The 13,697-nt window shown below is 74.3% G+C and carries 13 protein-coding genes, 1 tRNA gene and 1 pseudogene; 3 read left to right on the top strand and 12 right to left on the bottom strand.

Annotated elements, in window-relative coordinates; all coding sequences use genetic code 11:
* Positions 1-9: 9 nt before the first annotated feature.
* A tRNA-Pro gene (locus tag JKP75_RS08735) sits at positions 10-83 on the bottom strand.
* 216 nt (positions 84-299) lie between these two features.
* Between JKP75_RS08735 and JKP75_RS20965 the strand changes: the two are divergent.
* Positions 300-1,139: pseudogene (locus tag JKP75_RS20965) on the top strand (MMPL family transporter); the annotation flags it as partial.
* 61 nt (positions 1,140-1,200) lie between these two features.
* Positions 1,201-2,451: an MMPL family transporter gene (locus JKP75_RS20960; RefSeq protein ID WP_242473258.1), complete on the top strand. Its 1,251-nt coding sequence runs from the start codon at positions 1,201-1,203 to the stop codon at positions 2,449-2,451.
* A 38-nt stretch (positions 2,452-2,489) separates the two neighbouring features.
* On the opposite strand, the gene der is transcribed toward JKP75_RS20960, so the two are convergent.
* From der to ald, 10 genes are all read right to left on the bottom strand, one after another.
* Positions 2,490-3,851: a ribosome biogenesis GTPase Der gene (gene der / locus JKP75_RS08725; RefSeq protein WP_200491756.1), complete on the bottom strand. Its 1,362-nt coding sequence runs from the start codon at positions 3,849-3,851 to the stop codon at positions 2,490-2,492.
* Positions 3,848-4,543, bottom strand: a complete 696-nt coding sequence (gene cmk / locus JKP75_RS08720) for a (d)CMP kinase (protein WP_200491757.1) — start codon at positions 4,541-4,543, stop codon at positions 3,848-3,850. Before cmk ends, der begins: the two co-directional genes overlap by 4 nt.
* The gene (gene aroH / locus JKP75_RS08715) at positions 4,540-4,902 is read right to left on the bottom strand and encodes a chorismate mutase (RefSeq protein ID WP_200492981.1); all 363 of its coding nucleotides are present in this window, start codon (positions 4,900-4,902) and stop codon (positions 4,540-4,542) included. The genes cmk and aroH overlap by 4 nt, the downstream gene beginning before the upstream one ends.
* Positions 4,903-5,016: 114 nt before the next feature.
* Complete coding sequence (locus tag JKP75_RS08710; RefSeq protein ID WP_200491758.1) at positions 5,017-5,862, bottom strand: pseudouridine synthase; 846 nt, start codon at positions 5,860-5,862, stop codon at positions 5,017-5,019.
* A 44-nt stretch (positions 5,863-5,906) separates the two neighbouring features.
* A complete protein-coding gene (gene scpB / locus JKP75_RS08705) occupies positions 5,907-6,761 on the bottom strand; it encodes an SMC-Scp complex subunit ScpB (protein WP_200491759.1) in 855 nt (284 codons plus the stop codon).
* On the bottom strand, positions 6,758-7,639 hold the full coding sequence (locus JKP75_RS08700; protein WP_200491760.1) for a ScpA family protein: 882 nt from the start codon (positions 7,637-7,639) through the stop codon (positions 6,758-6,760). The genes scpB and JKP75_RS08700 overlap by 4 nt, the downstream gene beginning before the upstream one ends.
* A 26-nt stretch (positions 7,640-7,665) precedes the next feature.
* Entirely contained in the window at positions 7,666-8,001 is a 336-nt protein-coding gene (locus JKP75_RS08695) for a hypothetical protein (RefSeq protein ID WP_242473257.1), read from the bottom strand.
* Between the two features lie 187 nt (positions 8,002-8,188).
* Positions 8,189-9,094 carry an AAA family ATPase gene (locus tag JKP75_RS08690; RefSeq protein WP_304504651.1) on the bottom strand — a complete coding sequence of 302 codons (906 nt, stop codon included), beginning with the start codon at positions 9,092-9,094 and terminating at the stop codon, positions 8,189-8,191.
* Positions 9,095-9,304: 210 nt separating this feature from the next.
* Complete coding sequence (locus JKP75_RS08685) at positions 9,305-10,228, bottom strand: site-specific tyrosine recombinase XerD (protein ID WP_309229694.1); 924 nt, start codon at positions 10,226-10,228, stop codon at positions 9,305-9,307.
* Positions 10,229-10,278: 50 nt separating this feature from the next.
* Entirely contained in the window at positions 10,279-11,394 is a 1,116-nt protein-coding gene (gene ald / locus JKP75_RS08680) for an alanine dehydrogenase (RefSeq protein WP_200492980.1), read from the bottom strand.
* Positions 11,395-11,501: 107 nt separating this feature from the next.
* On the opposite strand from ald, the gene JKP75_RS08675 reads away from it, so the two are divergent.
* A complete protein-coding gene (locus JKP75_RS08675; RefSeq protein ID WP_200491763.1) occupies positions 11,502-12,203 on the top strand; it encodes a hypothetical protein in 702 nt (233 codons plus the stop codon).
* Positions 12,204-12,270: 67 nt separating this feature from the next.
* Here the strand turns inward: JKP75_RS08675 and JKP75_RS08670 are convergent, their stop codons facing one another.
* On the bottom strand, positions 12,271-12,912 hold the full coding sequence (locus JKP75_RS08670; protein ID WP_200492979.1) for an HNH endonuclease signature motif containing protein: 642 nt from the start codon (positions 12,910-12,912) through the stop codon (positions 12,271-12,273).
* Positions 12,913-13,697: the final 785 nt, after the last annotated feature.

Here is a 13,697-nt window from a genome sequence, read left to right as displayed (position 1 = left end):
ACTGCTCTGTCGGGCTGACAGGATTTGAACCTGCGACCCCTTGACCCCCAGTCAAGTGCGCTACCAAGCTGCGCTACAGCCCGCGCGTCCTCGCACCGGTCCGGGAGCTCCCGGACGCGCGATGACCGCTCCGGAAGATTAGCGCACCGCTCCCCCGGACCCGGCGGCGGGCCGATCAGTTCCTGGGGCCCGGGCCGTCAAACCCCGTGACACCTGGCGACGCCGGTGCAAGCCTCGTCCGCACGGGGCCGTCGCCATCCTCCTCGACCAGGGCACCTCGGTGCCGGAGGTGTTCCGTCATGGGCAGGACGTTCGCATCCAAGGTCAGCAACCGGCGCGCCAAGTGGCTCATCCTCGTCTTCTGGCTGGTGCTCGCCGCCGCGTCGGGGCCGCTGGCCGGCGGCCTCACCGACGAGCAGGACAACGAGATCTCCTCGTGGCTGCCCGGCGACGCCGAGTCGACACGGGCCCTGGAGCAGCAGGCCGCCCTCGGCTCGGATCCCGACGTCATCCAGGCGGTCGTGGTCTACGAGCGGTCCGGCGGGCTGACGCCGGCCGACCTCGCCGCCATCGACGAGGACGCCGCGAGCTTCGGCCGGCTGGACGACCTGGCCGGCCCGGTGACCGACCCGATCCTGTCCGAGGACGGCGAGGCCGCGCAGCTGGTCGTGCCGCTGGACATGGGCGCCGAGGGCTGGGAGGCGATCGCCCCGATCGTCGACGGCCTGCGCGCGGAGGCCTCCGACGGGCCCGACGGGCTGGAGGCCTGGGTGACCGGGCCGGCCGGCAACGCCGCCGACTCCTCCGAGGCGTTCGAGGGCATCGACGGCGCGCTGCTGTTCGCCGCGCTCGGCGTGGTCATCCTGATCCTGCTGTTCACCTACCGCAGCCCGGTCCTGTGGATCCTGCCGATCTTCTCCTCGGTGGTGGCGCTCTTCTGCGCGCAGGCGCTGATCACCCTGCTGGCCCGGCACGCCGACCTGACGGTCAACGCGCAGAGCGCCAGCATCCTGACCGTGCTGGTCATCGGCGCCGGCACCGACTACGCGCTGCTGCTCGTGGCTCGCTACCGCGAGGAGCTGCGCCTGCACGGCGACCGGCACGAGGCGATGACCGAGGCCGTGCACCGGGCGGGGCCGGCGGTGCTCGCCAGCGGCGGCACGGTGATCCTGGGCATGCTGTGCCTGGTCTTCGCGGGACATGAACTCCACCGCCGGTCTCGGTCCGGTCGCAGCGATCGGCGTCGGCGTCACCCTCGTGGTGCTCATGACGCTGCTCCCGGCGCTGCTGGTGATCTGCGGCCGCTGGGTGTTCTGGCCGGTGCGCCCGGCCCTGGGCAGCCCCGAGCCGAGCGCGACCGGCTTCTGGGCGCGCATCGGCGGGCTCATCCGGCCGCGTCCGCGGGCGGTGTGGGTGGTGACCGCCGGGCTGCTGCTGGTCGCCGGTCTCGGCGTGTTCGGCTTGAACGCGAAGGGCCTGAGCCAGGCCGACGGATTCCGCGGCACCCCCGAGTCGATCACCGGCGAGGAGGTCGCGGACCGGCACTTCCCCGCCGCCGCCGGCAACCCGGTGTACGTGCTGACCACCGCGGCCGACGCCGACGAGGTCGCGGCCGCCGTCGCCGGCACCGACGGCGTCGAGGACGTCGCGGACCCGCAGGTCACCGGCGACGCCGCGCTCGTCGAGGCCTCGCTGGCCGACCCCGCGGACAGCGGAGCCGCCTACGACACCATCGACCGGCTGCGCACCGGCCTGGACGACGTCGGCGACGGCGAGGCGCTGGTCGGCGGCAACACCGCGGTCAACCTGGACGTGCAGACCGCCTCCCAGCGCGACAACCGGGTGATCATCCCGCTGATCATGGCGGTCGTCCTGGTGGTGCTCGGCGTGCTGCTGCGGGCGATCACGGCGCCGGTGATCCTGATCGCCACCGTCGTGCTGTCCTACGGCGCGGCGCTCGGCCTCAGCGCGCTGATCTTCGACGCGTTCCTCGGGGTGTCCACGACCGACAGCTCGTTCCCGCTGTTCGTCTTCGTCTTCCTGGTCGCCCTGGGCATCGACTACAACATCTTCCTGATGACCCGGGTGCGCGAGGAGGCGCACGACCACGGCACCCGGCGGGCGGCCCTCATCGGCCTGGCGGCCACGGGCGGGGTGATCACCTCGGCCGGGATGGTGCTCGCGGCCACGTTCGCCGTCCTGGGCACCCTGCCCCTGACGTTCCTCACCCAGCTCGGCATCGCCGTCGCGCTCGGCGTGCTGCTGGACACGATGGTCGTGCGGTCGGTGCTGGTCACCGCGCTGAACCTGGACCTCGGCCGGCACATGTGGTGGCCCAGCCGGCTGGCGCAGCGGCACGACGAGCCGGAGGCGACCGGCGGCGGGGACGTGCAGGTGCCCGCGCCGCGTGCCCGGCAGGACACCCCGCAGGACGTGCGGCCACGCGGTTGAGCGGGGCGGAGGGCCGGCGTGCGCGCCGGCCCTCCCGCTCAGCCGCGCTTGGCGTCCCGGTCGCGGCCCTCGCGGACCTTGACCGACACCTCGATCGGCGTGCCCGCGAAGCCCCACTGCTCGCGCAGCTTGCGGGTCAGGAAGCGCCGGTAACCGGCCTCGAGGAAGCCGGTGGAGAAGACGACGAAGCGCGGCGGCCGGACGTCGGCCTGCGTCACGTACTTGATCTTGGGCGCCCGCCCACCCCGGGCCGGCGGCGGCGTCTCCTGCACCAGCGCGCGGACGAACTGGTTGAGCTCCGCCGTCGGCACGCGCTGCTCCCACGACGCCAGGGCGGCGCGCAGGTGGTCGGCGAGCTTGCCGACGCCGCGACCGGTGGAGGCGGAGATGTTCACCCGCGTCGCCCACTTGACGTGCGCGAGGTCGCGGTCGATCTCGCGCTCGAGCTGGTCGTGCCGGTCCTCGTCGAGGGTGTCCCACTTGTTGAACGCCAGGACCAGCGCGCGGCCGGCCTCCACGACCTGGGTGATGACCCGCTGGTCCTGCTCGCTGATGACCTCGTCGGCGGCCAGCAGGACCACGCAGACCTCGGCGGCCTGGATGGCGGCCTCGGTGCGCAGGCTGGCGTAGTACTCCATGCCGCTCGCGGTGTTCACCTTGCGGCGCAGGCCCGCGGTGTCGACGAACCGCCACTCCTCGCCGCCGAGGACGACGATCGAGTCCACCGGGTCGACGGTCGTGCCGGCGACGGAGTCGACGACCGAGCGCTCGTCCTTGGCCAGCCGGTTGAGCAGGCTGGACTTCCCGACGTTCGGGCGGCCGACCAGCGCGACGCGGCGCGGCCCCTCCTCGTGCTCCTGCTCGCGCGGCGCCTCGGGCATCGCGTCGAGGATCAGGTCGAGCAGGTCACCGCTGGAGCGCCCGTGCAGGGCGCTCACCGGCTGCGGCTCCCCCATGCCCAGGCTCCACAGCTCGTGGACGTTGCCCTCGCTGCGCTCGTCGTCGACCTTGTTGGCCACGAGGATCACCGGCCGCTTGCTGCGCCGCAGCACCTTGGCGGCGGCGAGGTCGGTGTCGGTCGCGCCCACCTGGCTGTCGACGACGAGCACGATGACGTCGGCGGTCTCCATGGCGAACTCGGCCTGCCGGGTGATCGAGGCGCCGATGCCGGTCGCCTTGGGGTCCCAGCCGCCGGTGTCCATGACGGTGAAGCGCTTGCCGTTCCACAGCGCCTCGTAGGAGATGCGGTCCCGCGTCACCCCCGGCACGTCCTGCACGACCGCCGCGCGGCGGCCGAGGATGCGGTTGACCAGCGTCGACTTGCCCACGTTCGGGCGGCCCACGATGGCGACGACGGGCAGCGGCCCGTCCTGCTGCCCGGTGGTTCGGTGCTCACTCACGTCCGGTCCCCTGTCACCAGCGCGGCCTCGGCCAGCGCCACGATGCGGTCCACCACGGCCTGCTGGTCGAGCTCGCTGCTGTCCACGACCACGGCGTCCGCGGCCGGTCGCAGCGGGCTGTCGGCCCGGCTGCTGTCGTGCTCGTCCCGACGGCGCAGGTCCGCGGCCAGGGCGTCGATCTCCGCGGCGTCGGTCAGCCCGAGCTGCCGGGCCCGGCGCTGGGCGCGCACCTCGGGCGCCGCGGTCAGGTACACCTTGAGCGCCGCGTCGGGCAGCACCACGGTGCCGATGTCGCGGCCCTCGACCACAACGGCGTCCGCGACGGTCACCAGGTCGCGTTGCTGGTCCACCAGCTGGCGGCGCACGGCCGGGACGGCGGAGACCGCCGACACGGCGCGCGTCACCTCGGCGCCGCGGATGCGGACGGCGACGTCGACGCCGTCGACCGCCACGCGCTCGGTGCCGGCCTCGGTGCCCACCTCGATCCGCGCGGCGGCCACGATGGCGGCCACCGCGTCGGCGTCGGCGGGGTCGACCCCGGCGTCGAGGACGGCGACGGTGGCGGCGCGGTACATCGCCCCGGTGTCCAGGTAGGCCGCGCCCAGGGCGGCGGCGACGCCGCGGGCCACGCTGGACTTGCCGGTGCCCGAGGGCCCGTCGAGGGTCACCGCGCCGCGGAAGGAGGCGCTCACTGCGCGATGTCCCGGCGCAGGGCGGCGGCCCCGCGCAGGTAGACGTGCTGGACCTCGGAGCGCGGGCGCTCGGTCTCCACGTGCGCCATGAGCCGCAGCACCCGCGGCAGGGCGTGCGGGACGGCGATCTCGGTGGCGCACATCAGCGGCACGTCGCCCATGCCCAGCTCGCGCGCGGCCAGCGCCGGGAACTCCGACACCAGGTCGGGGGTGGCGGTGAACAGGATGCTGATGATGTCGTCGTGCTCCAGCGCGTTGCGCTCGAGCACGGTGCTCACCAGCTCGCGGGTCGCCTCGAGCACCTGCTCCCGGTCGTCGGCGTCGACCTGGGTCGCGCCCCGGATGGCTCGGACGGCCATGCACACTCCTCGTTCGTTCTCTGCCCTGCACCGGCGCCCGGATCGCCGGGGCCTCGATCGAGTCTAGGGAGCGGGCGCCACCGGTTCCCCGGAGCGCCGTGCCCCTGCCCGGCCCTACAGGCCGACGAGCTCCGACAGCGTGCCGAGCTCCTGCCGGCTGAGCTTGCGGATCGTGCCCGAGCGCATGGCCCGCAGCTCGATCGGGCCCACCGCGGTGCGGGTCAGCCGCGAGACGGGCAGGTCGACCGCGGCGAGCAGCCGGCGCACGATGTGCTTGCGGCCCTCGTGCAGCACGACCTCGACGACGGACTGGCCGGCGTGGGTGTCGACGACCCGGAACGAGTCGACCTTCACCGGGCCGTCGTCCAGCTCGATCCCGCGGCGCAGCCGCTTGGCCAGGTCGCGCGGCACGGAGCCGGACACCTGCGCCAGGTAGGTCTTGCGGACCCCGTAGGAGGGGTGGGCCAGCCGGTGGGCCAGCTCGCCGTCGGTGGTGAGCAGCAGCAGGCCCTCGGTGTCCTGGTCCAGCCTGCCGACGTGCACCAGCCCGGGTGCGAGGTCGCCGACCATGTCGCCGACGCAGGGCCGGTTGCGGTCGTCGCTCATCGCGGTGATGACGCCCGGGGGCTTGTTCATCGCGTAGGTCACCCGGTCGTCGCGGATCTCCAGGCGGACGCCGTCGACGGCGATCTTGTCGCGCGTGGGGTCGACCCGCATGCCCTGCACGGTGACGACGGCGCCGTTCACGCTGATCCGGCCGGCGTCGATCATGTCCTCGCTGACCCGGCGGCTGCCGACCCCGGCACGGGCCAGGACCTTCTGCAGCCGCTCCCCGTCGCGGTCGTCGCCGTCGGCTCCGGGCGCGCGGTCGCCGGGGTGGACCGGAGCGAGCTCCATGTCCTCGGACCAGCCGTCGCCTGCGGCGGTGGTGCTCTCGTCGTTCGGGGTCGCGTCGCTCATCGCCGCCCAGTCTCCCACCCGGCGCAAAGGACGCCGGTCACTCCTCAGCTGTCGGGGTGCTCGTCGAGGACGGCGGCGGTCTCGGGCAGCAGCGGCGCCAGCTCGGGCAGGTCGGCGAGCGAGGTCAGCCCGAGCCGCTCGAGGAACAGCGGCGTCGTGGCGTAGAGCCCGCCGCCGCTGTCGGGGTCGCTGCCCACCTCGGAGACCAGCCCGCGGCCGATCAGGGTGCGCATGACGCCGTCGACGCCGACCCCGCGGATCGCGGCGACGCGGGCGCGGGTCACCGGCTGCCGGTAGGCGATGACGGCCAACGTCTCCAGCGCGGCCTGGCTGAGCCGGCTGCGCTGCCCGTCGACGAGGTACCGCTCGACGACGCCGGCGTGCTCCTCCCGGGTGTAGAGCCGCCACCCCTCCCCCACCCGGCGCAGCGCGATCCCCGCCGAGCGCGCGTCGTAGCCCTGCGCCAGCTCGGCCAGCCCGGTCCGCACCTGGATCAGGGAGCAGCGCAGCGCACCGGCCAGGGTGGCCTCGTCGACCGGGTCGTCCATGACGAACAGCAGCGCCTCCAGCCCGCCGCGCAGCTCGTCGGGGTCGAGCAGCTCCAGCGGCTCGGGCTCCGGTTCCGGCTCGGGCTCCGGCTCGGGGGCCGCGGCCGGCGGGGCGGGCTCGTCGTCCTCCACCGGGACCGGCGGGACCTCGCCCTCCTCCACCGGCAGCTCGGAGACGCGGGTGGCGAGCTCGGCCGCGACGGCGTCCCACGCGGCCGGGTCGGCGTCCCCCCGCCGCTCGGACTCCCGGCGCGCGGCCGCCAGCTCGCCGGCCAGCGCCTCCCAGGAGATCGGGGCGGGCTCCTCGGCGGGCCGCGGCTCCTCGGTGGGCCGGTCGTCGTCGGTGCTCACGAGTACTCCTCGTCGATGTCGTCGGCCGCCGGCTCGCCGCCGTCGCCGGGCAGGGCGCCGGGAACGGCCCCGTCCACGTCGACCGCCCCGGCGTCGGGCTGCCGGCCCGACCAGCGCACGTGCAGCTCGCCCAGCGGCGTGAGCTGCTCGAAGGTGACGCGCTGCTGGCGGTAGAGCTCCAGCAGCGCGAGGAACCGGGCGACCACCTCGAGGGTGTGGTCGCAGTCGGCGGTGAGCGCGCGGAAGGAGACGGTGCCGGCGCGCGCCAGGTGGTCGCGCACCACCAGGAGCTGTTCGCTCACGCTCACCGGCGGGGCGTGCAGGTGCCCGACGCCGACGACGTCGGGCGCCTTCGGCGCCAGGGCACGGGCGGCCAGGGCGGCGAACTGCGCCGGGGTGAGGTCCAGCCGCACCTCGGGCGCGAGGTCGGCGAACCGCGGCTCCAGGGCCGCGACCCGGGGGAACCGGCGGGCGGCCTCGCCCTCCCGCTCGCGCAGGAAGGCGGCCGCCTGCTTGTAGGCCTTGTACTGGAGCAGCCGGGCGAAGAGCAGGTCGCGCGCCTCGAGCAGCTCGAGGTCCTCCTCGTCGTCGACCTCGGCGGCCGGCAGCAGCCGGGCGGCCTTGAGGTCGAGCAGCGTGGCGGCGACCACGAGGAACTCGCTGGCCTGGTCGAGGTCGAGTTCGTCGCCCAGGGCGCGCAGATGGGCGATGAACTCGTCGGTGACCGTGGACAGCGCGATCTCGGTGACGTCGAGCTTGTGCTTGCCGATCAGCTGCAGCAGCAGGTCGAACGGGCCCTCGAAGTTGGTCAGCCGCACGGTGAAGCGCGCGGGGACGACGGCGTCCGGCGTCCCCGCTGCCGCGCTGCTGTCCTCCACGGTCAGCGAGCGTAGGCGCGCGCCGCTCAGCCCTGGAGGCGCCGCACCAGCACCGAGTCCTCGCCGCGCTCGGCGAGGTCGGCCAGGATCACCGAGATCGCCTCGCGGACGATCCGCCCGCGGTCGGCGGCGACGCCGTGCTGGCCCCGGAGGGTCAGCCGGGCGGTCTCCAGCGCCATGAGCTCGTCGGCCGAGATGTAGACGGTGATCTTCTCGTCGTGCTTGGTGCGCTCGCGGCCGCGGGCCGGCCGGCCGCGCGTCGGCACCCGGGGTGTGAGCACCGGTGCGGGCGCGGGGGCGGCGCGGAAGGCGGCCAGCTCGTCGTCGCTCGAGGCAGCGGGGGTCGCCGCTCCCCCGGGCACGAGGGTGAGCGGGCTCGCCGGGGCCGGCTCCTCGGCGGCCGGCTCCCCGCCCGCCGGGCGGCGGTGCGCAGGGCGGGCGAGCTGACCGTGGCGCTGAGGCTGGGCAGCTCGGTGACCTCGGGGACCGAGGACGACGAGTCGGTGCGGCGGAACAGCTCCGAGGCACCGGGCAGCACGGGACGCCGCGTCACAGTGCCAGCACCTCCTTGGCCAGGTCGCGGTAGGCCGCGGCACCCGAGGAGGTCGGCGCCCAGGTGGTGATCGGCTGGCCGGCGACGGTGGTCTCCGGGAACCGGACGGTGCGCTGGATGACGGTTTGGAAGACGGTGTCGCCGAAGGCCTCGACCACCCGGCTGAACACCTCCTTGCAGTGCACGGTGCGCGCGTCGTACATCGTGGCGAGGATGCCGGAGATCTCCAGCTGCGGGTTGAGCCGCTCCTTGACCTTGTCGATGGTGTCGACCAGCAGCGCCACCCCGCGCAGCGAGAAGAACTCGCACTCCAGCGGGATCATCACGCCCTGCGCCGCGGTCAGGGCGTTGACCGTGAGCAGGCCCAGCGACGGCTGGCAGTCGATGAGGATGTAGTCGTACTCGTCGCGCACGTCGGCGAGCACCCGCAGCAGGGTCTGCTCGCGGGCGACCTCGCTGACCAGCTGCACCTCGGCGGCGGAGAGGTCGATGTTGCTGGGCACCAGGTCCAGGCCGGGGATGTCGGTGTGCACGCGCACGTCCCGCAGCGAGGTCCGGCGCTCCATGAGCGCGTTGTAGATGGTGCGGTCCATGGCCTGCGCCGGGACGCCCAGGCCGACCGACAGCGCACCCTGCGGGTCCAGGTCGATGAGCAGCACCTTGCGGCCGAACTCGGTCAGCGCGGCACCCAGGTTGATGGTCGACGTCGTCTTGCCGACGCCGCCCTTCTGGTTGCACATCGCGATGACGCGGGCCGGGCCGTGCTCGGTCAGCGGCTTGGGGTCCGGCAGCGGACGCTGCCGGGCGCGCGCGGGGTCCGTCCGCGAGGCGGCGGCACCCATCTCCGGGTCGCCGTCGCGCGGGCGCGCGACGGCAGGGGCCGCGTCCGCTCGGATCGCCATGAGTCTGTCGCCTCCACCTCGTACCCGGGCCCGGTTGTTCGGGTGCGGTCAGCCGTCCTGTCCGCTCGGGTGATGAGGACGCTACGAAGAGTGGGGGACGCTCCCAAGGGGGCGCGCCGGAGACTTGTCGACATGGCGACGCCTGGCAACTCGTGTGACTGCTCCAGCCGAACCGGCTCCAGAAGTTGCCAACGTGTTCGGCGGCGACTGTCAGTTCAAGGCGCGCGGATGGCTGGTCGCGTACACCTCGCGCAGCCGGTCGACGGTGACCAGCGTGTACACCTGCGTCGTCGTCACCGACGCGTGGCCGAGCAGCTCCTGCACCACGCGCACGTCCGCGCCGCCGTCGAGCAGGTGCGTGGCGAAGGAGTGCCGCAGGGTGTGCGGCGAGACGTCGGGCACCACGCCGTCCGGCCCACCGGCCCGCTCGGCGGCCGAGCGGAGGATCTGCCAGGCGCTCTGCCGCGACAGCGGCCCGCCGCGCACGTTGAGGAACAGCGCCCCGCCGCGCACGCCGCCCCGGCTCCGGCCGGCCAGCTCGGGGCGGGCGCGGACGAGGTAGTCCTCCACGGCCCGGAGCGCGTAGCTGCCCACCGGCACGATCCGCTCCTTGCCGCCCTTGCCGGCGAGCCGGACGGTCGCCTGGGCGCGGTCGACGTCGTCCACGGCGAGCCCGACCGCCTCCGAGATGCGCGCGCCGGTGCCGTACAGCAGCTCCAGCAGCGCGCGGTCGCGCAACCCCCGCGGGCCCTCGACCGCGCCCGCCGCCTCGATCAGCGCCACCACCGACTCGACCGGGATCGCCTTGGGCAGCCGGCGGGCCGGGGTGGGCGGGCGCACTTCGGCGGCGACGTCGTCGGGCACCAGCCCGTCGAGCAGCGCGAAGCGGTGCAGGCCGCGCACGGCGACGACCGCGCGGGCGGCCGACGTGGCCGACAGCGGCGGGTGGTCGTCGTCCCCGCGGCGCAGCGCGGCCAGGAAGCCGGCGACGTCGGACTCGGTGATCTCGCCCAGGCCGCGCACACCGGCGGCGTCGAGGTACTCGGCGTAGCGGCGCAGGTCGCGGCGGTAGGAGGCGATGGTGTTCTGGGCCAGGCCGCGCTCGACGACGAGGTGGTCCAGGTAGCCGGTCACCACCAGCTCCACGTCGGAGCCGGCCGTGCGGGGCGGCAGGTCGGCGACGGTCAGGACAGCACCTCCGCCAGCGGGACGGCGGTCAGCCCGTGCGCCCCGGCCACCTCGGGCAGGACGACGGCGCCGCCCGCGACGTTGACCCCGCGGGCCAGCGCCGGGTCGGCCGCCACCGCCTCGACGGTGCCGTGCTCGGCGAGGGCCATGACGTAGGGCAGCGTGACGTTGGTCAGCGCGTGGGTGGAGGTGTTCGGCACCGCGCCGGGCATGTTGGCCACGCAGTAGAAGACCGAGTCGTGCACGCGGAAGGTCGGCTCGTCGTGGGTGGTCGGGCGGGTGTCCTCGAAGCAGCCGCCCTGGTCGACGGCGATGTCCACCAGCACCGACCCCGGCCGCATGCGCGACACCAGCTCGTTGCTGACCAGCACCGGTGCCCGGGCCCCCGGCACCAGGACCGCGCCGATCACCAGGTCGGCGCCGAGCACCGCCCGTTCGACCTCGTACGCGGTGGAGGCGACGGTCTGCAGGTGGCCCTGGTAGATCCGGTCGGCGGCGCGCAGCTTGTCGATGTCCTTGTCGAGGACGACGACCTCCGCCTGCATGCCCAGCGCGATCGCCGCCGCGCTCATCCCGGCGACGCCCGCCCCCAGGACGACGACGGTGGCCGCGTGCACCCCGGGGACGCCGCCGAGCAGCACGCCGCGGCCGCCGTGCGCCCGCTCGAGGGCGTGCGCCCCCACCTGCGGGGCCATCCGGCCGGCGACCTCGGACATCGGCGCGAGCAGCGGGAGCGCGCCGTCGGCGGTCTGGACCGTCTCGTAGGCGATCGCGGTGGTGCCCGAGGCGACCAGGGCTGCGGTGCACTCCTCGCTGGCCGCGAGGTGGAGGTAGGTGAACAGCGTCTGGCTGGCCCGCAGCCGCCCGTACTCCTCGGCGACCGGCTCCTTGACCTTGAGCAGCAGGTCCGCGTCGGCCCAGACGACGTCGGCGTCGGGCACCAGGCGCGCGCCGGCGTCGGCGTACTCGGCGTCGGGGATCGAGGAGCCCGCGCCCGCGCCGCTCTCGACCAGCACGGTGTGCCCGGCCCGGACGAGCTCGGTCACGCCGGCGGGGGTGAGCGCCACCCGGTACTCACCGCTCTTGACCTCCCGGGCCACCCCGACCTGCATGCGCGGGAGTCTAGGCACGCGAGGAGCTCGCTACGCCCGACCTGCGGGCGGTCCCGCGCGCTCGCACTCGACCTGCGGGCGCTCCTCGCCGGCCGAAGGATGGGCGGATGCGCCTGTACGCCCAGCACCCCGCCCTCCGCCTGCGCCAGCTCGCCGCCGACGTCGGGCTGCTGGTGTGGGTCGTGGGCTGGGTGCTCGCCGCGCGGGCGGTGCACGGGGCGGTGCTGCTGCTGGCCGAGCCGGGCAGGGCGGTCGAGGACCTCGGCCGCTCGGTCGCCGGCAGCATGGGCTCGGCGGCGGGCGTGGCCGAGGACGTGCCGCTGGTGGGCGACGAGCTGGCCACCCCGTTCGAGGCGCTGGCCCGCGCGAGCGGTTCGGTCCGGGGCGCCAGTCAGAGCGCGCAGGACGCCGTCGACACGCTGGCGACGATCCTCGCCGTCGCCCTCGTCGTCCTCCCGGTGGGCTGGCTGCTGCTGCGCTGGCTGCCGTGGCGCGCCCGTTGGGTGCGCGAGGCCGCGGCCGCCGGGCAGCTGCTGTCGGGGGCTCGACCGGCCGCGGCAGCGGGACGGGGTGCGGTGGCGACGGGGTCGCTGTCGAGCAGCGCCGCGGCGGAGCCGACCGGGGCGGCGGTGGCGCACCCGGACCTCGAGCTGCTCGCTGCGCGAGCGATGGCGACCGCGCCCCTCCCCCGGCTGGCCGCGCTGCCGCCGGGCACCGGAGCGGCGTGGCGGGCCGGCGACCCGACGGCTGTCCGGGCCCTGGCCGGGCTCGAGCTGGAACGACTCGGCCTGCGCCTGCCGGCGAACTGAAAGCACGCCGACACGCGCGGGCCCATGTCGACCGGTCGACAGATCGACCGGTCGACATCCCACCGGATCAGAACGGCGGCGGGTCGTCGGCGGGGTCGGGTGGTGAGGGTGGTGGTTCCGGTGGTCGCAGGCCCGGTGGGCGGGTCGTGCGGGTGATGCCCGAGGGGCTGGTCACGTGCAGCGTGCCGTCGGGGTCCATGCGGAAGCGCCAGCCGCGGGCGAAGGTCTTGAGCCGGTGGTGGGAGCGGCAGGCGCAGCACAGGTTCGCGCACGACGTCGCCCCACCGTCGGCGTGGGCGACCACGTGGTCCAGGTCGGCCCAGCCGACCCGCTGCCCGCAGTTCGGCATCCGGCAGCGCCGGTCCCGGGTGGCGACGAACCGCCGCTGCCCCGCCCGCGGCTCGTAGCCGGCGGTGTCGTCGGGCGCCTCCACCCGGGCCAGCAGCTCGCGCAGCTGCGCGGCGGTGACCGCGAACCCCGCGACCTCACCGCCCGCGTCGGTGTCGGGCCGCAGCTCCGCCAGCCGCAGGATCAGCTGCGCCTCCCGGGCGGTCTGCCGCGCCCGGTCCCGCTCGATCCGGCCCAGCTCCCCGGCCACCTGCTCATCGGTCAGCCACTCGGCCGGCAGGTCCAGGTGCGCCTCCGGCCGGGCACCCACCCAGTCGATGAGCACCCCCTCCACCACGGAGGTCCCCGCCAACGTTCCCATGCCCACACGCTAGAGAGCAGGTCTGACACTTTTCGCTGGTCGGACCGTCGCGCCGAGTGGTAGTGACTCCCATCGGTGAGGGCGATGACGTCGCCCCTACAACCCGGCGCGCACCCGCCCTGCAGGCGGCTTTGGGGACATTTCGTCCATCAGCTTTCGGCAGGTGTCTCCACCGTGAGCCGAGGGCCCACATCGATGCCACCGCGCTGCCGAGGCTGCAACTCAGCCGAGCGTCGGTCCGTCCACGCGATCTTGTGCAGCCCGTTCTTCAAAAGGTCCCAGCTGACGACGTCTCGGTCCGCTTCAGTTCTCGTCCGGTGCTGTCGTACACAGCGAGGGTGATGCGCCCGGACTCCCGATCAATCACGCCCCAAGCGCGAGCAACGATGTCCCGCTGGAAGCGATTGACCTTGTCCGGCAGTGACGCGCGGATCTCGTAGCCACTTGCTAAGACACAATCCCCGGCACGAACGAAGGGCTGGGGTCCCAGCCACGCGCGGACGCGAGGTGGACCAGCGATTCCACGTGGATGCGCAGGACGGCCGCAAGCACTTCATCGTCCGTGCCCGATAGCACCTCGGCTGGGTCGATGGCCCTCGACCCCCACCACGGTGTCCTCCTTGTCATTCCGCACAGGGATGACGGTCAGGTCGAGCCATGGGCGTGGACCGGAGGACGGTCGTGACAGCGACCACGAAGTCGGTCTGAACCAGTTCGAGGCAGGCGTCGAAACAACTCGCCACGAGGTTGGTGAGGTGTCTGAAGCGGGCTCGGTCGTGCGCTGG

Origin of the sequence: Blastococcus sp. TML/M2B (assembly GCF_016612865.1) — a bacterium.
Lineage (GTDB): Bacteria > Actinomycetota > Actinomycetes > Mycobacteriales > Geodermatophilaceae > Blastococcus.
Note: the sequence above shows the minus strand (reverse complement) of the source record. Positions and strands in the feature narration are given on the sequence as shown.